This window comes from Caulobacter sp. BP25 (assembly GCF_002737755.1).
Classification (GTDB): domain Bacteria; phylum Pseudomonadota; class Alphaproteobacteria; order Caulobacterales; family Caulobacteraceae; genus Caulobacter.
In genome coordinates this window covers 232,655-252,747 of record NZ_PEGH01000020.1, presented here as the reverse complement: position 1 = coordinate 252,747, position 20,093 = coordinate 232,655, and the positions used below count along the sequence as shown (strand labels likewise).

Genomic DNA, 20,093 nt, shown 5'->3' with positions numbered 1-20,093 from the left:
GACGGGTGTTTCGTGTTCCGAATGGCGGGGTTTGCGTCTTGCCAAGTCAGGGGCGATCCTGCATTTGCGACGTTATACCGTAACGGCGCGGGTGGGCCTCAACGGGCTTCGCCCCTGGTCCGCCAGCCCAACCGCCAAAGCCTGAGTACATTGTCTATGCGTTTCCTGAAGCTGGCCCCAGTGCGGGGCGTCCTGGCCGCTTGCGCTCTCGGCGCGCCTGGAGAGGCTTTGGCCCAGCGGGTCAACGACAACGCCGTGGCCGGGGCCGAGGACGCCTTTGGCGTCAGCATCGGCAATGAGCGGGTCGGTCTCTACAGCAGCAGCGAGGTTCGGGGCTTCTCGCCGATCACCGCTGGCAATATCCGGATGGAGGGGCTGTACATGGACCGCCCGGCCTCGTTCACCGACCGGCTGGTCGAGAGCAACGTGGTCCGCGTGGGCCTGGCCGCGCAGAACTATCTGTTCCCCGCACCGACCGGCATCGTCGACTACCGCATCCGCCCGGCCGGTGATCGCCGCGTGGTCAGCCTGGTCGCCGGCTACGGCCCCATGGGCGGCGGCCGGATCGAGATCGACAGCCAGATCCCAGTCACGGATCGGCTGAGCCTGGTCGCCGGGATCGCGGGCTTCGACGACGAATTCGGCAGCGGCGCCGACGCGGTCTATGGCTCCTACGCCCTGGCCGCGCGCTGGCGGCCGACCGAAAAGCTGCTGGTCCTGCCGTTCTGGAGTCGGGTCGACACCTGGGACCGCGAAGCCACGCCCCTTTATGTCGCCGCGCCGGGCGTCCTGCCCGCGCCCGTGGAGCGTCGCCGCTACGCCGGTCCGAACTGGGCGGACTATCGCAATATCGCGACGAACTCCGGCGTGCTGAGCCGCGCCACGCTGCCGGGCGGCTTCACCCTGGCCGCGGGCCTCTTCCGCTCGGTGAACGATACGCGCGAGAACTACGCTCACGTGCTGAGCAACGTGCAGACCGACGGCTCGGCGCTGCGCCGGATCAGCCGCGATCCGCGCCAGAAGCTAGTCTCGACCAGCGGCGAGATCCGGCTCAGCCGAACGATCGTCGCGGGCGACTGGGCCCACGCCCTGCACGCCTCCCTGCGCGGCCGCCAGCGCGACAGCCTGTATGGCGGCGGGGCCAGCCTGAGCCTGGGCGCGACCCACGTCGAGGATCGCGTCGATATCGCCGAGCCGGCCTTCGCCCTGGGCGCCCGCACGCGGGACGAGGTCGAGCAGTGGACCGGCGGCCTGGCCTACGACCTGCGCTGGCGGGGACATGGGGCGATGAGCGTGGGCCTGCAGCGGGCGGACTATCGCAAGACCGTCCTGCGTCCTGACGGCGTCCGCGCCGTCGCCCACGATCCGGCCTGGCTCTACAACGCCGCCGCGTCGTGGACGCTATCGCGCCGCCTGGCGCTGTACGGCAGCGTGACCCGCGGTCTGGAGGAGAGCGGCGTGGCCCCCGACAGCGCCGCCAACCGCACCCAGGCCCTGCCGGCGATCATCACCGACCAGTGGGACGCTGGCGTGCGCTGGGTTCTGCCGCGCAACCTGCGCCTGGTGGCGGGCGGCTTCCAGGTGCGTAAGCCCTACTTCGCCGCCGACGACGCCAACGTCTTCCGCGAGATGGGATCGGTGCGCCATCGCGGCGTCGAGGTCAGCCTGACCGGCTCGCCCATCGAGGGGCTGTCGGTGGTGGCCGGGGCTGTGCTGATGCGTCCGCGCGTCACCGGCGCGCCGGTGCGCGAAGGGCGGATCGGCCGCGAGCCCGTCGGCCAGACCGCGCGTGTGCTGACGCTGAGCGGAACCTGGGCCCTGCCGGTCGAGGGATTGGCGCTGACCTTTTCGGCCAACAACCACGGCCGCCGCGCCGCGGACCAGCTGAACCGCACCTACACGCCGGCCGCGACGATCTTCGACGCCGGCCTGCGCTATCGCTTCGACATCGGCGACAAGCCGGCCCTGCTGCGCGCCCAGGTCACCAACCTGACCGACAAGTTCGACTGGAAGGTGGTCGCCAGCAACGCCTTCGAGGTCAACGCCCCCCGGACGGCGACGCTGTTCCTGACCGTGGACTTCTAAGGCCCAACAAAAAAGGGAGCGCCATGACCGGCGCTCCCTTGATCGTTATCGCCGCTCCGAGGCCGGAGCGTCGTGATCGTGTCAGGCCTCGACCATGTTTTTGGCGATCGCCGCCTCGCGCATGGTCTTCTGCAGCTTCTCGAACGCGCGGACCTCGATCTGGCGAACGCGCTCGCGGCTGACGCCGTACTGAGCGGCCAGTTCCTCGAGGGTGGTCGGGTCGTCCTTTAGGCGGCGCTCGGTCAGGATGTGGCGCTCGCGGTCGGTCAGTTCGATCATCGCTTCTTCAAGAAGCGACATCCGCAGCGACTTTTCCTCGTCCTCGGCGACGCGGGTCTCCTGGGAGACCTGCTCCTCGTCGGCCAGCCAGTCTTGCCACTCGCTCTCACTGTCCGAACGCAGCGGGGCGTTCAGCGAGGCGTCGGGGCCCGACAGGCGGCGGTTCATCGAGATGACCTCGCTGTCCAGCACGCCCAGCTTGGTGGCGATGGCGCTGACCTGGTCAGGATGCAGATCGCCTTCCTGGAAGGCGGCGATCTGGCTCTTGGCCTTGCGCAGGTTGAAGAACAGCTTCTTCTGCGCGGCGGTCGTGCCCATCTTCACCAGCGACCACGAGCGCAGGATGTACTCCTGGATCGAGGCGCGGATCCACCACATGGCGTAGGTGGCCAGGCGGAAGCCCTTGTCGGGCTCGAACTTTTTGACCGCCTGCATCAGGCCGACATTGCCTTCGGAGATCACTTCGCCGATCGGTAGGCCATAGCCGCGATAGCCCATGGCGATCTTGGCCACGAGGCGCAGGTGCGACGTCACCATCTTGTGGGCGGCTTCGGAGTCCTGATGCTCTTTCCAGCGCTGGGCGAGCATGAACTCCTCGTCCTTGGGCAGCATCGGGAACTTGCGAATCTCGGTCAGATAACGAGACAGACCGCCGTCCGGCGACATCACCGATAGAGAATTCACGGCCATAGTACCTATATCCCCTTGCGTGCGGATCCGCTCGCCAATCGCGCGCGATCATCCCCCACACGAGGGGATAGATAGTTCACGAAGCGCCGGGTTGAAGAGCAGTAACGCATTTGTAATGTCCGAGTTGCCTGCTGGGATATTGTACGAATGCGGCGACAGTTTGGACGCATGGGCGCCGTAACGGAAATGGGGCTTGAGATGATCCGTTTCGTTCTGCGCATCCTGATCGCCGCTGCGGGCCTGTGGCTGGCCGCGCGCATCGTGCCGGGCGTCACCGCCGACGGCTGGAAGACCCTGATCATCGCCGGTTTCCTGCTCGGCGTCGTCAATGCCGTGGTGCGGCCGGTGGTCACGGTGCTGACCTTCCCCCTGACGCTCGTCACTCTGGGCCTGTTCCTGCTGGTCGTGAACGCCGCGATGATCGGGATCGTCGACTGGTTGCTGGACGGGCTGAGGGTTCCGGGCCTATGGGCGGGCATCCAGGTCGCCATCGTCACCGGCGTCATCAGCTGGATCGGCCAGGCTTTCCTGGGGAAGACGAGCAGGGAGCGGGACTAGTCGCTCAGGCGATCTTCTTCAGCGCCGCGCCCAGGTCCTCGACCATTTCCGGCGTCGTCGCCCACGAGCACATGAAGCGCACCGTGCCGTCCAGGAAGCGGTAGACGAACCAGCCTTCGCCACGCAGGCGTTCCAGCGTCGGCTCGTCCATCTCGACGAACAGGCCGTTGGCCTCGACCGGGTGCTTGATCGGGAAGGGGATCAGGCCGGCCAGCGTTTGGGCCATGGCGTTGGCGTGGGCCGCGCGGGCTGCCCAGGGGCCGGCCGAACCGTCCTCGCCCAGCAAACCCAGCCATGGCGCGGCCAGGAACCGGCCCTTGGAGACTAGCTGTCCCGCGTGCTTGAGCCGCGCGTCCAGGCGGCGCGCATGGTCGGGATTGAGGAGCACCACGGCCTCGGTCGGGGTCGAGCCGGCCTTGGTCCCGCCGATCACCAGAATGTCGACGCCCATCTTGGCGATGCTCTTGAGGTCGAAGCCGGCGGCGACGGCGTTGGCCAGGCGCGCGCCGTCCAGGTGGACGCCGTAGCCCTTGGCCTTCATCGGCGCGACCAGCGCCCGCAGATGGTCTTCCGAATAGACCGTGCCGTACTCGGTCGCGGTGGTCAGCGACAGAGCGTTGGCCGGCTGGTTGTAGGACACTTCTGGCCGCGCCAGCGCCGCCTCCAGCGCCGCGACCTCGATCTTGCCCGAGGCGCCCGGCAGGCCGATCAGGCCCACGCCCTGGCCAAAGAAGCCGGGGGCGCCGGTCTCGTCGGTGCAGATGTGGGCGTGCTCGTGCGCCAGCACCGCCTCGTGCGGCTGGGCCAGCAGGGTCAGGGCGAAGGCGTTGGCGGCCGTGCCCGAGGCGGTGAACCGGACCTCGGCGTCGGCGTCCAGCAGGGCGCGGATACGGTCTCCCGCCGCGCGGCTGACATGGTCGGTCCCATAGCCCGAGGCCGTGCCGGCGTTAGCGGCGATCAGGGCGTCCATGACCTCGGGCATGGCGCCGGCGACGTTGTCCGAGGCGAAGTCGAAACGGGGAGCTGTCATGCCCCCTGGATAGGGGCGCGCTCCCCTCATTGGAAGACACAAACCCTTGTCATCCCGGCCGCAGCGGAGCGGAGAGCCGGGACCCAGGGGCCGCTGCATTGCCGCTTGCCCCTGGGTCCCGGATAGCCTCTCCGTGGCTTCCGGGATGACGAAAAGTAAGATTGGCTGAGGAGATAACCTACTTCGCCGCCGCCAAAGCCTGCGTCAGATCGGCGAGGATGTCGTCGATGTGCTCCAGGCCGATCGACAGACGGACGTAGCCGTCGGAGACGCCGGTCGCCGCCTGCTCCTCGGCGCTGAGCTGGGAGTGGGTAGTCGAGGCCGGGTGGATCGCCAGGCTGCGCGCGTCGCCGATATTGGCCACGTGGTAGAACAGCTTCAGCGCGTCGATGAACTTGCGGCCCGCCTCGCGTCCGCCGGCCAGTTCGAAGCCGACGAGGCCGCCGTAGCCGCCGGACAGGTAGCGGTCGGCGCGCTCGCGCTGCAGGCCGGTCTGGACGCTGGGGTGGATGACGCGGGTCACGCCCGGCGCCGCCGACAGCGCCTTGGCCACGGCCGCAGCGTTCTCGCTATGGCGGGTGATGCGCAGCGGCAAGGTCTCCAGGCCTTGCAGGATTTGGAAGGCGTTGAACGGCGACAGGGCCGCGCCCAGGTCTCGCAGCAGCACCGTGCGGGCCCGCAGGATGTAGGCGATCGGGCCCAACGGCTTGGCGGCCTCCGCCCACACCGCGCCGTGATAGCTGGCGTCGGGGGTGTTCAGGGTCGGGCTGCGCTCGGGGTGGGCGGTCCAGTCGAAATTGCCGCCGTCGATGATGACGCCGCCGATCGAGGTGCCGTGGCCGCCGATGTACTTGGTGGTCGAATAGACGACGATCGCCGCGCCGTGCTCCAGCGGCCGGGCCAGCAGCGGGGCGGCGGTGTTGTCGACGATCAGCGGAACACCCAGCTGGCGCCCGATCTGCGCGACCTCTGCGATCGGGAAGACGCTGAGCTTCGGGTTCGGCAGGGTCTCGGCGTAGTAGGCGCGGGTGCGTTCATCGGTGGCGCGGGCGAAGGCCTGCGGGTCTTCCGGATCGACGAAGCGGACCTCGATCCCCTGGTCGCGCAGGGTGTTGGCGAACAGGTTCCAGGTGCCGCCATAGAGGTCGGTCGAGCTGACGATGTTGTCGCCGGCCCGCGCCAGGTTCTGGATCGCGAAGGCCGAGGCCGCCTGGCCCGAGGCCACCGCCAGCGCCGCCGCGCCGCCCTCCAGGGCGGTCAAGCGCTGCTCCAGGATGTCGGTCGTGGGATTGCCCAGCCGCGTATAGATGTTGCCCAGCTTGCGTAGGGCGAAGAGGTCCGCCGCGTGCTCGGCACTTTCGAACTGGTACGAGGTCGTCTGGTAGATCGGCGGGGCCACGGCCCCCGTCGCGGGATCGGCGCGCCAGCCGGCGTGCAGGGCCAGGGTCTCGGGGTGAAGCTTGCGGTCGGACATCGGCGTTTCCTCGTACTTGTAATCTCGGCGACGACAAGCCGACCTTAGCGCTGGGGATTACGGCGCGAAGGTCCGATATTCTCGCCGGCGCTCCAGAAAATCTCAGGTCGCGCGCGCCCACTCCCGGACGTCATCGACGAACAGCCCCGGCTCCTCCATCGCCGCGAAGTGGCCGCCGCGCGGCATCTCGCTCCAGCGGACGATGTTGTAGGCGCGGTCGGCCCACGAGCGGGGCGGGGGCTTGTAAATGCTCTCGCCGGGGAAGTTGGCGAAGGCGGTCGGCGTCTCGCAGCGCTGGCCCTCCGCCAGCACCGGCCCGCCTTCCTCCAGGAGGGCGCGGTAGTACCAGGCGCCGGTCGTGAAGCTGCCGGTCATCACGTAGATTAGCACGTTGGTCAGCAACTGGTCGCGCGTGAACACCTGCTCGAAGGGCTTGGTCGACAGGTCGGCCCAGTCGTGGAAGCGCTCCAGAATCCAGGCGGCCTGACCGACCGGGTTGTTGGCGCCCAGCCAGGCGACGGACTGGGGCTTACTCGCTTGCAAGCGAAAATAGGCGCCGTAGGCGTCCATCTGGGCGCCGAAGCCGGTGATCCAGGCGATCTCCTCAGGGCTCGTCGGCGGGCCGGCGGGGCGCAGGCCGATCATGTTCAGGTGGATGGCCTTGGCGTGGGCGCCATGGTCCAGGCCCAGCCACGAGGTGACCAGCCCGCCCCAGTCGCCGCCTTGGGCGAGGTAGGTCTCGTAGCCCAGCTCGCGGGTCATCAGGGTGTTGAAGAGCCGCGCGGTGGCCCGCTGGCCTAGGGGCCGCTTGGGCTCTCCGGAAAAGCCGAAGCCCGGCAGCGACGGGATGACCAGGTCGAAGGCGTCGGCCGGATCGCCGCCGTGGCGCGAGGGGAAGGCCAGCGGCTCGATGGCGTCCCAGAACTCGAAGTGGCTACCCGGCCAGCCGTGGGTGATCAGCAGCGGCCGCTTGCCCTGAGCCTCGCCGAGCACGTGGACGAAGTGGATGTTGAGGTCCTCGATCGTCGCGGTGAACTGCGGGAAGCGGTTCAGGTTGGCCTGTGCCGAGCCGACGTCGAAGCCGCTGGTCCAATAGGCGCAGAGGTTCTTGAGGAAGTCCGCGTCGCAGCCATAGCCCCAGCCGCCGCCTTCCGGAGCCGGTGGGAACTCGTAGGCGCGGACTTGGCTGAGGACCTTGTCGATCTGGTCGCGAGTCCAGTTCACCTCGAACGGCGTCGCCATGGCGGCCTCCCTGTTTTGCGGGAGGGTCGGCCGGGTTACGTGGGGGAGGTCAAGCCGCCGCCGCTCTCCACGCCCGAACCTTCGGCCACAGCATGTTGACCGCCAGGCCCGTCAGCACCAGGGCCGCGGCGATCAGCTTCCAGGCGGGCAGGGCCTCGTGCAGCAGCAGGGCCGAGGCGCCCATGCCGAAGACGGGGACCAGCAGGGCCATCGGGGTGATGGTGGCGGCCGGGTGGCGGGCCAAGAGCCAGCCCCAGGCGGCGTAGCCGAACATGGTGTTGCCGACCGCCTGCCAGGCGACGGCGGCCCAGGTCAGGGCGTCGGCCTGGGTCACGCCCTTGACGATGGCCGGCCAGCCCTCCAGCCACAGCGACATCGCAAAAAGCGGCGGGATCGAGAACAGGCTGGCCCAGACGACGTAGGCCAGCATGTTCACCGTCCCGGCCTGACGCGCGACCATGTTGCCGCCCGACCAGCTGGCCGCCGCCAGCAGCACGAGGACGACGCCTAGGGGCGTGGCCGCGCCGCCGCCGTGCGCGGCGATCAGCACGATGCCGGAAGCGGCGAGGAGGAGGGCGGCGATCTGGAAGGGCTTGATCGGCTCGCGATTGATCCGCATCGCCATGCCGATCGTGAAGAACACCTGGGTCTGCACGACCAGCGAGGCCAGGCCCGGCGAGATATGGCCCTTCATGGCCACGAACAGCAGGCCAAACTGCCCCGCGCCGATCAGCACGCCATAGGCCGCGAGGTTGGCCCAGGGGACCGGCGGGCGCTTGACGATGAACGCCATCGGCAACAGCACCAGCGTAAAGCGCAAGGTGGCGAACAGCAGCGGCGGCAGGTGGTCCAGGCCCACGCGGATGACCACGAAGTTGGTGCCCCACACCGCCACCACGGCCAGGGCCAGCAGGAAGTGGCGCAAGGGCAGGGACGCGTGGGACATGAGCGCTCCGTCGGCGGGGATGGCCTTGGATTGCTACGCCGGGGGCGTCGGAGCAATGGAAACATTGTTCCGGTGACAATGCGGGGCCTGCCCTTTTTGTCATCCCGGCCAAGCGCGTAGCGCGCCGAGCCGGGACCGCGGAAAGCTCGGCATTCTCCGCGGTCCCGGCTCTACGCTACGCTTCGGCCGGGATGACACGGTGAGTGAAGAGGCAAACGCCCGTTTGACGCCCTGTCGCCCGCCGCCTAGCTTCGCCTTCAAACATAGGGAGAGAACGCCATGGGCTGGGACCTGCTGGTCGCCAAGGACGACCTGCGCCGCACCGAAATCCGCGAGACCGCGCCCGCGCCGCTGGCGGACGGGCAGGTGCGATTGGCGATCGAGAGCTTCGCCCTGACCACCAACAACATCACCTACGCGGTGTTCGGCGAGATGATGCAGTACTGGAACTTCTTCCCGGCGCCCGACGGCTTTGGCCGCGTGCCGGTCTGGGGCCACGCGCGGGTCGAGGAAAGCGCCCATCCCGAGATCGTCGTCGGACAGCGCTTCTACGGCTACTGGCCGATGTCGACGCACCTGACCGTCCAGGCCAGGGCGGGCAAGTCGGGCTTCCTCGACGCCGCCCCGCATCGTCAGCCGATGGCGGTGATCTACAACCAGTATCTGGCGGTCGGGGACGAAGAGCCCTCGGAGGCCCATCGCGCCCTGCTGCAGCCCCTGTTCATGACCTCGTTCCTGATCGAGGACCAGCTGGACGAGGCCGGCTTCCACGGCGCGGCCAGCGTGGTGCTGTCCAGCGCCTCGTCCAAGACCGCCATCGCCCTGGCGGCGCTGCTGCATCGGCGCGGCGACGTGAAGGTCGTGGGCCTGACCTCGCCCCGCAACCAGGCCTTCGTCGAGGGCCTCGGCTTCTATGACCAGGTCGTGCTCTACGACGACATCGTCGGCGCGCCGATCGCCACGCCGGCCGTCTTCGTCGACTTCGCCGGCGACAGCCAGGTGCTGGGCGCCGTGCATCGCCGGTTCGGCGATGACCTGAAGGCCTCGATCCTGGTCGGCGGCACCCACTGGGAGGTTCCGCGCGAACAGGCGCAGCTGCCGGGCCCGCAACCTGTGTTCTTTTTCGCCCCCGACCGTATCGCCAAGCGCCTGAAGGACTGGGCTGGCGGCGAGTTCGACCGGCGCTACGGCGCGGCCTGGACGCCGTTCGTGGCGGACGCGGCGCGGTGGCTGCAGGTGAAGGAGGGCCGGGGGCCTGAGGCGATCCGCGCGGCCTATCTGGAGCAGGTCGAGGGCGGGACGGCGGCGGATGTGGGCGTGGTGCTGCGGCCTTAGTTTCCTTCTCCCCTTGCGGGAGAAGGTGGCGCGGAGCGCCGGATGAGGGTTTGAAAGACGTGTCCGGATAACCGAGCGCGACCCCTCACCCGACCGCCTACGGCAGTCACCCTCTCCCGCAAGGGGAGAGGGAAAACAACCTGATCTCCCGGTGCCGAACTCTGGGCCAGTTGATTGCCGGATAGGCGGACGATCTAAACTGCCGATATCGGTGGAAATCGGTCCCGGGCGACGACATTTGCGACCCGGGTATCATCAGCCACACCGTCGCAGGGGAGCAACATGGACGATCTGCAGCAGGGACTGGCCGCCACCGAGGACGAACCTCACTTCCTAGACGATCCGGACGTCTCTCAAGCCTTTGCGACAATGCTCCAGGAGTTCGCGAGGGAGTCTGATCGTGGCGCCGTATTGATTGCGGCCGACATCGTGGCGGCGCACTTGGAGATCGTCATCCGCGAGTTGGCGCCCAGCGAGTTCGGAGCTAAGCGCCTCAAGGAGATGCTGAACTATCCCGGCATGATCAGCAGTCTTGCTGCGCGGAATGACGTAGCACTCATGGCGGGCTTCATCAGCCCAATCGCATACCACTCAATCAACACTCTGCGCGGCCTACGCAACAACGCTGCTCACTCGCAGGGCGGATTTCGCTTGAAGGACAACCTCGAACTTCTTCGTAAAATCTCAGACCTCGGGCCTGGCACCACGGTCAATGTGAATCGGTTCGCGATCGATGCTGTTGTGACGCCCTACTTCGACTCGCTCCTGAACAAGGGTCTTGAGATGGAACGGGAGACAGGCAGAAATCTGTTTCCCGACAGGGCCACCATACTCGCGACCCTGAAGGAGCACCCCGACACAATGGGAGCGTTGGAGGAGCAGGCTTTACGCACCGAACTCGCGTTCGCTGTCTGGCTGCTACTCGGCTCAATCGCGCACAAACGCAAAAGCCTCGTCGTGAGCCGGGCCCCGTAGTGGATTGATTTCATCTGTTGGCGATCAATCGCCAATCAGACGCACTCCGCAGCCTAGTAGCGCTCGGGTTTCGGGCGCTGAACCAACTATCCCCCACCACGAAAAAGGCGCCGAACGAATCCGTTCGGCGCCCTTTCAATCTCACATCCTAACCCCAGCCACCGCCGAAGCCTGACCTCACACCAGCGACCCGTGGCACTGCTTGAACTTCTTGCCCGAGCCGCAGGGGCAGGGGGCGTTGCGGTTGGTGCGGTCCCAGCCTTCCGGCAGGGCCGAGACCGGCAAGGCCTGACGCTGCTCGGGCGATAGGCCTTCGGGGATCGCGCCGGCCACGGCGGCGTTCTCGCCGGTCAGCGGGTCGAGGTGGACCTCTTGCAGGCCTTCCAGAGAAGTGTGCGGGACTTCCGGCTCTGCATAGGCGATCTCGACCGTCATCAGCCAGCGGGTGGTGTTGGTGCGAAGATCGCCCAAGAGCTTCTCGAACAGCGAGAAGGCCTCGGTCTTGTACTCGTTCAGCGGATCGCGCTGGCCGTAGCCGCGCAGGCCGATGACGTTGCGCAGGTGATCCAGGTGCATCAGGTGCTCGCGCCACTGAAGGTCGATCATCTGCAGCAGGAAGTTCTTTTCGACCGAGCGCATCTGCTCGGGCGTGATGATGGTCTCACGCTGGGCGGCGTACTCGTCGGCCGCCTTGGTGATGCGTTCCCTCATCTCCTCGTCGGCGATGCCTTCCTCGGCGGCCCACTCGGCGATCGGCAGGTCCAGGCCCAGGATCGACTTCACGCGCTCGGTCAGGCCTTCCACGTCCCACTGCTCGGCATAGGCCTTGGGCGGCAGGTGGCGGGCGACCAGATCGTCGATCGTGTCGTGACGCATCTCGGTGATGATTTCCGAGAGGTCGCTGGACTCCATGAACTCCTGGCGCTGCTCGAACACGGCCTTGCGCTGGTCGTTAACGACGTCGTCGTACTTCAGGAGGTTCTTGCGGATCTCGTAGTTGCGCTGCTCGACGCGCTTTTGGGCCGTGGCGATGGCGTTGTTCAGCCACTTGTGCGTGATGGCCTCGCCTTCCTGGACGCCGAAGGTGCGCATGATCGCATCCAGACGGTCGCCGGCGAAGATGCGCAGCAGATCGTCCTCGCACGACAGGAAGAACTTCGAACGGCCCGGGTCGCCCTGACGGCCCGTGCGGCCGCGCAGCTGGTTGTCGATGCGGCGGCTTTCGTGGCGCTCGGTGCCCAGCACGAACAGGCCGCCGGCGGCCAGGGCCTGGGCCTTCTTGTCGGCGATCTCGGTCTCGAGGCGGGCGCGCTCTTCGGCTTCGTCCTCGACGGTGATCTCGAGGCCCATGCCCTTCTGCTGCTGGCGCCAGTTGAACAGGCGCATGTCGATGCTGCCGCCCAGCTGGATGTCGGTGCCGCGGCCGGCCATGTTGGTGGCGATGGTCACCGCGCCGGGCACGCCCGCGTCGGCGACGATCGGGGCTTCCTGCTCGTGGAAGCGAGCATTCAGCACTTGGTGCGGAATGCCCTTCTGCTTCTTGCCGTCCTTCTCGAAGCTGAAGTTCGACAGCAGCTTTGAAAGCTCTTCGGACTTCTCGATCGAGACGGTGCCGACCAGGATCGGCTGGCCGCGCACGTGGCAGTCGGCGATCTGCTTGAGGATGGCCTCGTTCTTCTCGCGCTCGGTGCGATAGACCTCGTCGTCGTCGTCGATGCGCTGGATCGGACGGTTGGTCGGGATTTCCGACACGCCCATCTTGTAGATGTCGTCGAATTCCTGCGCCTCGGTCGAGGCCGTGCCGGTCATGCCCGACAGCTTTTTGTAGAGGCGGAAGTAGTTCTGAATCGTCACCGAGGCCAGGGTCTGGTTCTCGGGCTGGATGTCGGCGCCTTCCTTGGCCTCGATGGCCTGGTGCAGGCCTTCCGACAGGCGGCGGCCGGTCATCATGCGGCCAGTGAACTCGTCGATCAGGACAACCTCGCCGCCCTTGACGATGTAGTCTTTGTCGCGCGTGTACAGGATGTTGGCGCGCAGAGCCTGGTTGACGTGGTGGACCACTGAGACGTTGGCGGCGTCATAGAGACCCGCCGAATCCTCGGCCAGATGGCCGCCCGACATCAGGATCTCTTCGATCTTCTCCTGGCCGTCCTCGGTCAGGATGACCTGGCGCTGCTTTTCGTCGTGATCGTAGGTGGTCTTGTCCTTGATCAGCTCCTTAACCAGCACGTCGATGGTCTTGTAGAAGCTGCTGCGGTCCTCGGTCGGGCCGGAGATGATCAGCGGCGTGCGGGCCTCGTCGATCAGGATCGAGTCCACTTCGTCGACGATGACGAAGTTGTGGCCGCGCTGGACCATCTCGTCGACGCTGTAGACGAGGTTGTCGCGCAGGTAGTCGAAGCCGAACTCGTTGTTGGTGCCGTAGGTGATGTCGCTGCGATAGGCGCGCTGGCGCTCGCCCTGGCTGAGACCATTGACGATCACGCCATAGGTCAGGCCCAGGAAGGTGTAGATCTGACCCATCCAGTCGGCGTCGCGGCGGGCCAGGTAGTCGTTGACCGTGATGACGTGGACGCCCTTGCCTTCCAGGGCGTTCAGGTACGTCGGCAGGGTGGCGACCAGGGTCTTGCCTTCACCCGTGCGCATTTCCGAGATGCCCGAGAAGTGCAGCACCATGCCGCCGACCATCTGGACGTCGAAGTGGCGCATGCCCAGCACGCGCTTGGAGGCTTCGCGCACCGTGGCGAAGGCTTCGTTCAGGAGATCGTCGAGAGTCTCGCCCTTTTCCAGGCGCGCCTTGAACTCGGCGGTCTTGCCCTTCAGGGCCTCGTCGGACAGCGCGCTGTATTCGGCTTCGTAGGCGTTGATCTTCGCCACCCGCGCCGCCAAGGCCTTGACCTTGCGTTCGTTTGAAGAGCCGAAGAGCTTTTTGGCGAAACCAAGCATGCAGGGGAAATCCGGAGCGATTATTATTGAAGCCGGCGCAAAGGCTTTGGCGGCCTCGACTACGGGGTTTTTCGGGGCGTACTGACTGACGGAAAAACCGCTCGACTTGCACGCGCGCGAGACTTAAGCACCGGTCAAAGGCCTGTCAACGCGACGGGTTTCTTCTTCGACCCCTTAGGTTTCACGGAAACGGGCAGCGCGCATGGCGGATACGCAGGGCCGGGCATCGGGTGGGCAAGGCGGTTTCTTCTCCCTCGGCCGCGTCGGTCTGGCGGTCGCGATGGCCCTTCTGGTCGTCGCCTGTGGCCAGAACAAGGTCGCCGACAAGCCGCCCGAGCCGGGTGATACCGCCGTGGCCCGCGTCAACGGCCAGGTGATCTGGGCCAGCGACGTCAAGCGCGAGGCCGTCGCGCAGGGCCTGATCAGCGAGGGCGAGCCGCTGGACGTTTCCAGCGAAGTGTTCCGCCAACGCCTTGACGAGGTCATCGACCAGAAGCTGCTGGCCGCCGAGGCCATGAAGCGCAAGATCGACAAGGACCCGGTGGCTCAGCGCCGCCTGGCCGCCGCCCGCGAGCGCATCCTGGGCGACATGCTGGTCGAGGGCGTGGTCGAGAAGGCCGTCACCGAGGACGCGATCCGCAAGCTCTACGCCGAGCAGCAGAAGCTCTCCAAGCGTTCGGAAGAGATCCGCGCCCGCCAGATTATCGTCGGCAGCCAGGCCGAGGCCGAGAGCGTCAAGAAGCTCTTGGCCACCGGCGCCTCGTTCGACGCTCTGGCTATGGAGCGCTCGACCGACCAGGCCACCCGCTTCAATGGCGGCGACCTGGGCTACTTCACGCTCGATGTGATGCCCGAGCCCTATGGCGTGGCCCTGAAGGACGCCCAGAAGGGCGCGCTGGTTGGCCCGTTCGCCGCCGAGGGCGGCTGGGTTCTGGCCAAGGTCGAGGACAAACGCGTCGAGGAGCCGATCACCCTCGAAGCCGCCCGGCCGCAGATCGTCCGCTTCCTGACCTATGATCAGGTCCGCGACATCCTCGAGAAGCTGCGCGGCTCGGCCAAGGTCGAAATGCTGATCGGCAGGCCCCAGGACGCGCCGATGACTAGCGCCCAGGAGCCGGCCTCGGCTCCCGCCGACATTCCGGGCGGCCCGCCGGCCTCGGCGCCGCCTCCCGCTCAACCCGCCAAGAAGTAAGACGCGGTTCCGATGACCAAGACCCCCAAAGCCTCCGGCAAGAAGATCGCCGCGAAGGCGCCACAGACCGTGTCCGCGCCCGCCGAGCGGGGCATGATCGACGCGATCGTCGATCCCCTGACCTCGGCGCTGAAGCGCGCTGGCCTGCGCCGCGCCCAGAAGAACGCGGGCGATACGACTAGCGCCTCTTCGACTCCTGCCGCCACCAAGCCAGCGTCAGGCGCGGGCAAGCCGGGCCTGGTCATCTCGCCCCTGGCCGTGCCGTTCCCGACCATCCCGCCGATCGCCGGCGTCGAGATCGCCACCGGTCGCGCCGGCTTCTACAAGCACGAGCGCGAGGACCTGCTCTTGATGCGCTTCGCCGAAGGCACCTCGGCGGCGGGCGTCTTCACCCGCCACGGCGTTGGCTCGGCCCCCGTGGACTGGTGCAAGCGACAGCTGGCCGCCTCGGGCGGCGCGGACGTGCGCGCCCTGGTGGTCAACGCCGGCTGCGCCAACAGCTTCACCGGCAAGCCCGGCGCCGACGCGGTGCGCCGCGTGGCCACGGCGGTGGGCAAGCGCTTCGACTGCCGCCAACGCGACGTGATGATGGCCTCGACCGGCGTCATCGGCGTCATCCTGGACGACAGCAAGATCACCGCCCGTCTTCCCGAGGTCGAAACGCGCCTGACCGCCGACGCCTGGGCCCAGGCCGGCCGGGCGATCATGACCACCGACACCTTCCCGAAGGGCGCCTATGCAACCGCGATGATCGACGGCGTTGAGGTCAAGATCGCCGGCATCGCCAAGGGCTCGGGCATGATCGCGCCGGACATGGCCACCATGCTGGCCTTCGTCGCCACCGACGCGGCCATCGCGCCGGCCGCCCTGCAGACCCTGGTCTCGCTCTATACCCGCACGACCTTCAACTGCGTAACGGTGGACGGCGACCGCTCGACCAACGACACGCTCTTGCTGTTCGCCACCGGCCAGTCGGGCGCGCCCAAGATCAGCCGTCCGGGCGACAAGCGTCTGGCCGACTTCCGCGACAAGCTGGAGCACGTGCTGCTGGATCTGGCCTTGCAGCTGGTCCGCGATGGGGAAGGGGCGACCAAGTTCGTCAAGATCACCGTCAACGGCGCCGAGAGCCCCGCTTCGGCCCGCAAGATCGCCCGCACCATCGCCGAGAGCCCGCTGGTCAAGACCGCCTTCGCCGGCGAGGATGCCAATTGGGGCCGCATCGTCATGGCCGTGGGCCGCGCCGACGAGCCGGTCGCCCGCGAGAAGATCAGCGTCAAGTTCGGCGACCTCTACGCCGCCCGCGACGGCCTGATCTCGCCCGAATACGACGAGGCCAAGATGAGCGCCTACGTTAAGAACCAGGAATTCGAGGTCAGCGTCGACGTCGGCGTCGGCAAGGGCTCGGCCACGGTCTGGACCTGCGACCTGACCAAGCAGTACGTGGCGATCAACGGGGATTACCGGAGCTAGGGCGGCGCGCCGCTCTGAGGCTAAAGGCCCCAGGGAGCGAGCGCGCGTTCATGCTAAGATCCCTTTGTTCTCCGTAGGAGCGCTTCAATGACCGACCTTACCCCCGACCAGGAAGCCGCCCAGCTGGCCAAGCTGACCGAGGTCTGCCGCACGGCGGGCTATGTGGTCGAGGCGATCGACCGGGGGCTGGAGGTCTCGGGCGAGGACGAGGAGGACGGCGCGTTCTACCTGCTGCCCGACCACGGCTGGGTGCAGGCGCGCTGCCTGGTGCTGGATCCCGAGGACCTGGGCCAAGCCCGCGACCTGACGGCCCTGTTCGAGACCATCGCCCGCGTACAGTTCCGCCTGATCGGCTGCCGCTTCGCCTATGACGCCGAGAGCGGCCTGTGGCTGGTCGAGGACCTCTACCCCGGGTTCGACTTGGCTGGTGTTCCCGCCGTGCTGGAACAGCTGACCTATGTCTGGGACGCGCTGGAGCCCCTGTTCGCTCAGGCCCTGCTGGGCGAAATCCCGGGCGAAGACGCTCTCGACGGCGCCTTCGACCTGGAAGCGGCGACTCTGCCGAACTAAGCTTGGCCTGAAACGCCGCCGGGAACGGAACCGCTGGGTTCCAGCGCCGTTCATGCTCGGTGTTCAGCTGGGTGGAGCGTATGATGACCTTGAAGCGATCCGTTCTGTTTGGGGCGCTGGCCGTGGCGCTGGCGGCGACGCCGGCTATGGCGGGGCAGGCCAAGCCGGAGCCATCGAAGTCGGAGTCAAAGTCCGATTCATCCAAGTCCGATTCATCCAAGGCCGTGCAGCAGGCCGAGCCGGGGCGTTGGGGCGAGGCCGGCAAGAAAGCCGTTGATATCGGCTCCCAGCCTGTCCGCGACGTTGGCATTTCCAAGCGCGAGATTCCGCCGATCCTGCAGAAGGCCTATGACGATCCCTACAGCCTAGCGGGCCTGAAGGCCTGTAAGGCCTTGTCCGCCGAGGTCACAGCCCTGAACGGCGTGCTGGGCCCCGACTATGTCGTCGGCAACGCCTACAAGGAAAACCGCGCCGGCAAGCTGGCCGAGGCGGGCGGCAAGACGATCATCAACAGCATCATCCCGTTCCGGAGCCTGGTGCGCGAGATGACCGGCGCCGCCCCCGCCGACCGCCAGATGAACGCGGCGATCGACGCTGGCCTGGCTCGTCGCGGCTTCCTGCGCGGCGTCCACCTGAAGCAGGGCTGCAAGACGAAGTTCTAGAGGCGCCGCCTCACCGCATATCCACCACCACCTTCTCCAGCACCGCGTTGTCGTCCAGGCGCCAGACCTTGATCACGTGATGGCCGGCCGTCAGTGCGGGGAAGCGCGCCTCGACCGTGTGGACGTGGTTCTTGACCGCTTCGGTCCAGGCGGCCTGTTCCCGCCGGCTAGCCGCGCCGGGGGTGGGGATCAGGTCGGACTTCACGACCTGCATCGGACCATCGTCGATCGAGATCCCGATCCTGATGCCGTCGCCGCCGGTCACGTCCAGAGTCGGGGCGAGGGTTAGGCGCACGGTCGCCGGCCCCGCGCGCGGGACATCGACGCCGTACTCCAGCCGCACCCCGTCAGCCGCCGTCGTCGAGGCGCGGCCCTGCGGCAGGGCCAGGACCGCGTCGCCATGGCCCAGGTTCGAGACCACGGTCCACGACAGGCCCTTGCCGCCGACCGCGCGCTCGAACTGGGCGGCCTCTACAGTGACGAGGTTCGGATCGGTCTTGCCCGAGCGCGCGAAGGCGACCTTGGCGGCAAGCTTTTCGGGCGGGGTGTCTGCGGCCACGCGGGTGACGCTGGGCATGGTCTGCTCGGGCGGGTCGTTCCAGCTCACATAGCTCATGTGGACCTGGTTCATCATGCCGTCCCACTTGCCGCCGTTCAGGGCGTGATACTGGGCGGTCAGATCGGCGTCGCGCTTGAAGGCGGTCTCGACCTTGTCGGCGAAGACGTTGGCGCGGGCGTCGTTGCGGGCCGACAGCCGCCGGTTCCAGGCCGTAGCGTAGTACATCTCGTAGAGGTTGGCGAAGGCCGTCACCGGGTATTCGACCAACTGGTAATAGGCGTCCTGCTGATCCGGCCCGAGCTTGGTCTTGATCGCCGCGACCTTGGCCGACAGTGTCCGCCAGCGCTCGACAATGTCGCCGAACTGGCCGCCGTCCAGCGGTCCGGCGCCATTGTCCGGGCCCAGCGGGAAGGTGTTCTGGTCCAGCAACTCCGGCTTCCGGCGTGAGGCTAGGGTGGCGTAAGTCTCCAGCGTCTCCCCGATCTCACCGCCCAGCGCTTGGCCGAACGTCTCGCCAGCCCATTCACGCGGGAAGTCCGCCAGGGCCTTCGGCGTCATGACCTCTGGGTTCCAGGCCATGCGCAGGAAGAAGCTTAAGGGATACTCCATCGGCTTGATGTCGCCGACATTGACGATCCACAGGTTCCGCGCCTGGCGCTGATAGGCCAGGTCCATCTGCTGCCAGACCTTGGCGACCTGGCTGGTGTTGATCCACTTGTAGTTCCGCGGACCGCCCACATAGTCAAAGTGGTAGTAGACGCCGTAGCCGCCGGCGCGCGGCAGCTTGTCCTTGCCGGCCACCGGCAGGCGGCGGATCTGGCCCCAGTTGTCGTCGGCGAACAGTAGGGTCACGTCGTCCGGGACCCGCATGCCGTGGTCGTAATAGTCCTGGACTTCCTTGTAGAGGGCCCAGATCTGCGGGGTCTGGTCGGCCGGCTTGCCTGTGACGTCGGTGATGATCTGGCGCTGGTCGGCGACGATCTTCTCCAGCAACTCCGTCGCCGCGCCCTCGGCCATCGGCTCGTCGCCGTCGCCGCGCATGCCCACGGTCACGACGCTTTCGTACGGCGTCCCATCGCCCTTCGACATCATCCGCTCGATGCCGCCGCGCCAGAAGGTCCGCAGGTTCTCGGCGTTGACGGTGTAGTCCCAGCGGCCGCCGGTGACGCCCTTGTCCTTGTTGCGGTGCCATTCGTCCTGGGCGCGGGTCATGGGCTCGTGGTGCGAGCTGCCCATGACCACGCCCATCTCGTCGGCGATCACCTTGCTCTGGGGATCGTCGTCGTTGAAAGCCTTGGGCGCCCACATGGCCGGCCACAGATAGTTGCCCTTCAGGCGCAGCATCAGCTCGAAGACGTGGGCGTAGGCCTTGGAGTTGACCCCGCCGAACTTGGCCTTGGTCCAGCCGCTGAAGGCGGGGTTCTCGTCGTTGATGAAGAAGCCCCGATACTTGACGCGCGGGTGGTCGGCGCGGGCGCCGGCCGTCAGGAAGAGGTCGCTCTTGCGCGCCACTGGTACGTCGGCCCACCAGACCCACGGCGAGACGCCGATCCGCTCGGACAGGTCATAGGCGCCGAACACCGCCCCGCGCCGGTCCGAGCCGACGATCACCAGGGCGCGCGGGATGTTGGGGGCGGGGCGCTCGACCACCACCTGGCGGAAGCCTTCCCACTGGCCTTGCAGGTCCTCGACCTTCAGCTTGCCGGATTTGACGATGCCGTCGATCACAGGGCTTTGGCCCAGCACGCCCAGGATGACGACCGGTCCATTGGCCTTGGAGAGGTCGTCGAGCTTGACCACCTCGCCGCCGCCGACGCGGGCGAGGTCGCCGCGCAGGCTCTCGGCGGCGTGGCGCACGGCCGGATTGGCGTTGGCGTCGACATAGACTGCGGCCGAGCGACCCTTTTGGATCAAGGGCAGGCTCGTCGCCTTGCCCGTGGCGCAGACGCTGACCGGCGTATCGCAGGCGAAGGCCGCCGAAGCAGCAGAAACGGAGAGGGCGAGACCGAACGCGCCTCGCAGGATGAACCGATAGAGCTGCACGCTTCCCCCAACCGTCGAACGTGAATGCCGGCGTCTT

The 20,093-nt window shown here is 67.2% G+C and carries 16 protein-coding genes and 1 pseudogene; 9 read left to right on the top strand and 8 right to left on the bottom strand.

The window, feature by feature from the left end:
• Positions 1-156 precede the first annotated feature (156 nt).
• On the top strand, positions 157-2,085 hold the full coding sequence (locus CSW59_RS20075) for a TonB-dependent receptor domain-containing protein (protein ID WP_099445733.1): 1,929 nt from the start codon (positions 157-159) through the stop codon (positions 2,083-2,085).
• Between the two features lie 81 nt (positions 2,086-2,166).
• Here the strand turns inward: CSW59_RS20075 and rpoH are convergent, their stop codons facing one another.
• Together rpoH and CSW59_RS20690 are read right to left on the bottom strand one after the other, a co-directional pair.
• Positions 2,167-3,063: an RNA polymerase sigma factor RpoH gene (gene rpoH / locus CSW59_RS20070; protein WP_099445732.1), complete on the bottom strand. Its 897-nt coding sequence runs from the start codon at positions 3,061-3,063 to the stop codon at positions 2,167-2,169.
• A complete protein-coding gene (locus CSW59_RS20690; RefSeq protein WP_143755025.1) occupies positions 3,060-3,164 on the bottom strand; it encodes a hypothetical protein in 105 nt (34 codons plus the stop codon). The genes rpoH and CSW59_RS20690 overlap by 4 nt, the downstream gene beginning before the upstream one ends.
• 88 nt (positions 3,165-3,252) lie before the next feature.
• Between CSW59_RS20690 and CSW59_RS20065 the strand changes: the two genes are divergently transcribed.
• Entirely contained in the window at positions 3,253-3,612 is a 360-nt protein-coding gene (locus CSW59_RS20065) for a phage holin family protein (RefSeq protein WP_099445731.1), read from the top strand.
• 4 nt (positions 3,613-3,616) lie between these two features.
• Here the strand turns inward: CSW59_RS20065 and CSW59_RS20060 are convergent, their stop codons facing one another.
• Positions 3,617-4,642, bottom strand: a complete 1,026-nt coding sequence (locus tag CSW59_RS20060) for a beta-eliminating lyase-related protein (protein WP_099445730.1) — start codon at positions 4,640-4,642, stop codon at positions 3,617-3,619.
• A gap of 47 nt (positions 4,643-4,689) precedes the next feature.
• On the opposite strand from CSW59_RS20060, the pseudogene CSW59_RS21560 reads away from it, so the two are divergent.
• Positions 4,690-4,791: pseudogene (locus CSW59_RS21560) on the top strand (hypothetical protein); the annotation flags it as partial.
• Between the two features lie 29 nt (positions 4,792-4,820).
• Here the strand turns inward: CSW59_RS21560 and CSW59_RS20055 are convergent.
• The 3 genes from CSW59_RS20055 to CSW59_RS20045 form a co-directional block, all read right to left on the bottom strand.
• A complete protein-coding gene (locus CSW59_RS20055) occupies positions 4,821-6,116 on the bottom strand; it encodes an O-acetylhomoserine aminocarboxypropyltransferase/cysteine synthase family protein (protein WP_099445729.1) in 1,296 nt (431 codons plus the stop codon).
• A gap of 102 nt (positions 6,117-6,218) precedes the next feature.
• Entirely contained in the window at positions 6,219-7,358 is a 1,140-nt protein-coding gene (locus CSW59_RS20050) for an epoxide hydrolase family protein (RefSeq protein ID WP_099445728.1), read from the bottom strand.
• 49 nt (positions 7,359-7,407) lie between these two features.
• The gene (locus CSW59_RS20045; RefSeq protein ID WP_099445727.1) at positions 7,408-8,304 is read right to left on the bottom strand and encodes an EamA family transporter; all 897 of its coding nucleotides are present in this window, start codon (positions 8,302-8,304) and stop codon (positions 7,408-7,410) included.
• Between the two features lie 279 nt (positions 8,305-8,583).
• On the opposite strand from CSW59_RS20045, the gene CSW59_RS20040 reads away from it, so the two are divergent.
• On the top strand, positions 8,584-9,639 hold the full coding sequence (locus CSW59_RS20040) for a DUF2855 family protein (RefSeq protein WP_099445726.1): 1,056 nt from the start codon (positions 8,584-8,586) through the stop codon (positions 9,637-9,639).
• A gap of 282 nt (positions 9,640-9,921) precedes the next feature.
• Positions 9,922-10,614: a hypothetical protein gene (locus tag CSW59_RS20035; protein ID WP_099445725.1), complete on the top strand. Its 693-nt coding sequence runs from the start codon at positions 9,922-9,924 to the stop codon at positions 10,612-10,614.
• 177 nt (positions 10,615-10,791) lie between these two features.
• Here the strand turns inward: CSW59_RS20035 and secA are convergent, their stop codons facing one another.
• Positions 10,792-13,560 (bottom strand): preprotein translocase subunit SecA, encoded by a 2,769-nt coding sequence (gene secA / locus CSW59_RS20030; protein ID WP_099445724.1) that lies wholly within the window; start codon positions 13,558-13,560, stop codon positions 10,792-10,794.
• Positions 13,561-13,840: 280 nt separating this feature from the next.
• Between secA and CSW59_RS20025 the strand changes: the two genes are divergently transcribed.
• The 4 genes from CSW59_RS20025 (at position 13,841) to CSW59_RS20010 (ending at position 17,454) form a co-directional block, all read left to right on the top strand.
• Positions 13,841-14,752 carry a peptidyl-prolyl cis-trans isomerase gene (locus CSW59_RS20025; protein WP_369825798.1) on the top strand — a complete coding sequence of 304 codons (912 nt, stop codon included), beginning with the start codon at positions 13,841-13,843 and terminating at the stop codon, positions 14,750-14,752.
• 12 nt (positions 14,753-14,764) lie between these two features.
• Positions 14,765-16,222 carry a bifunctional glutamate N-acetyltransferase/amino-acid acetyltransferase ArgJ gene (argJ, locus tag CSW59_RS20020; RefSeq protein WP_201722869.1) on the top strand — a complete coding sequence of 486 codons (1,458 nt, stop codon included), beginning with the start codon at positions 14,765-14,767 and terminating at the stop codon, positions 16,220-16,222.
• A gap of 87 nt (positions 16,223-16,309) precedes the next feature.
• The gene (locus tag CSW59_RS20015; RefSeq protein WP_099445722.1) at positions 16,310-16,792 is read left to right on the top strand and encodes a hypothetical protein; all 483 of its coding nucleotides are present in this window, start codon (positions 16,310-16,312) and stop codon (positions 16,790-16,792) included.
• An 83-nt stretch (positions 16,793-16,875) separates the two neighbouring features.
• On the top strand, positions 16,876-17,454 hold the full coding sequence (locus CSW59_RS20010; protein ID WP_099445803.1) for a hypothetical protein: 579 nt from the start codon (positions 16,876-16,878) through the stop codon (positions 17,452-17,454).
• Positions 17,455-17,464: 10 nt separating this feature from the next.
• Here CSW59_RS20010 and CSW59_RS20005 read toward each other — a convergent pair whose 3' ends face one another.
• Complete coding sequence (locus tag CSW59_RS20005; protein ID WP_099445721.1) at positions 17,465-20,056, bottom strand: glycosyl hydrolase 115 family protein; 2,592 nt, start codon at positions 20,054-20,056, stop codon at positions 17,465-17,467.
• Between the last annotated feature and the right edge of the window lie 37 nt (positions 20,057-20,093).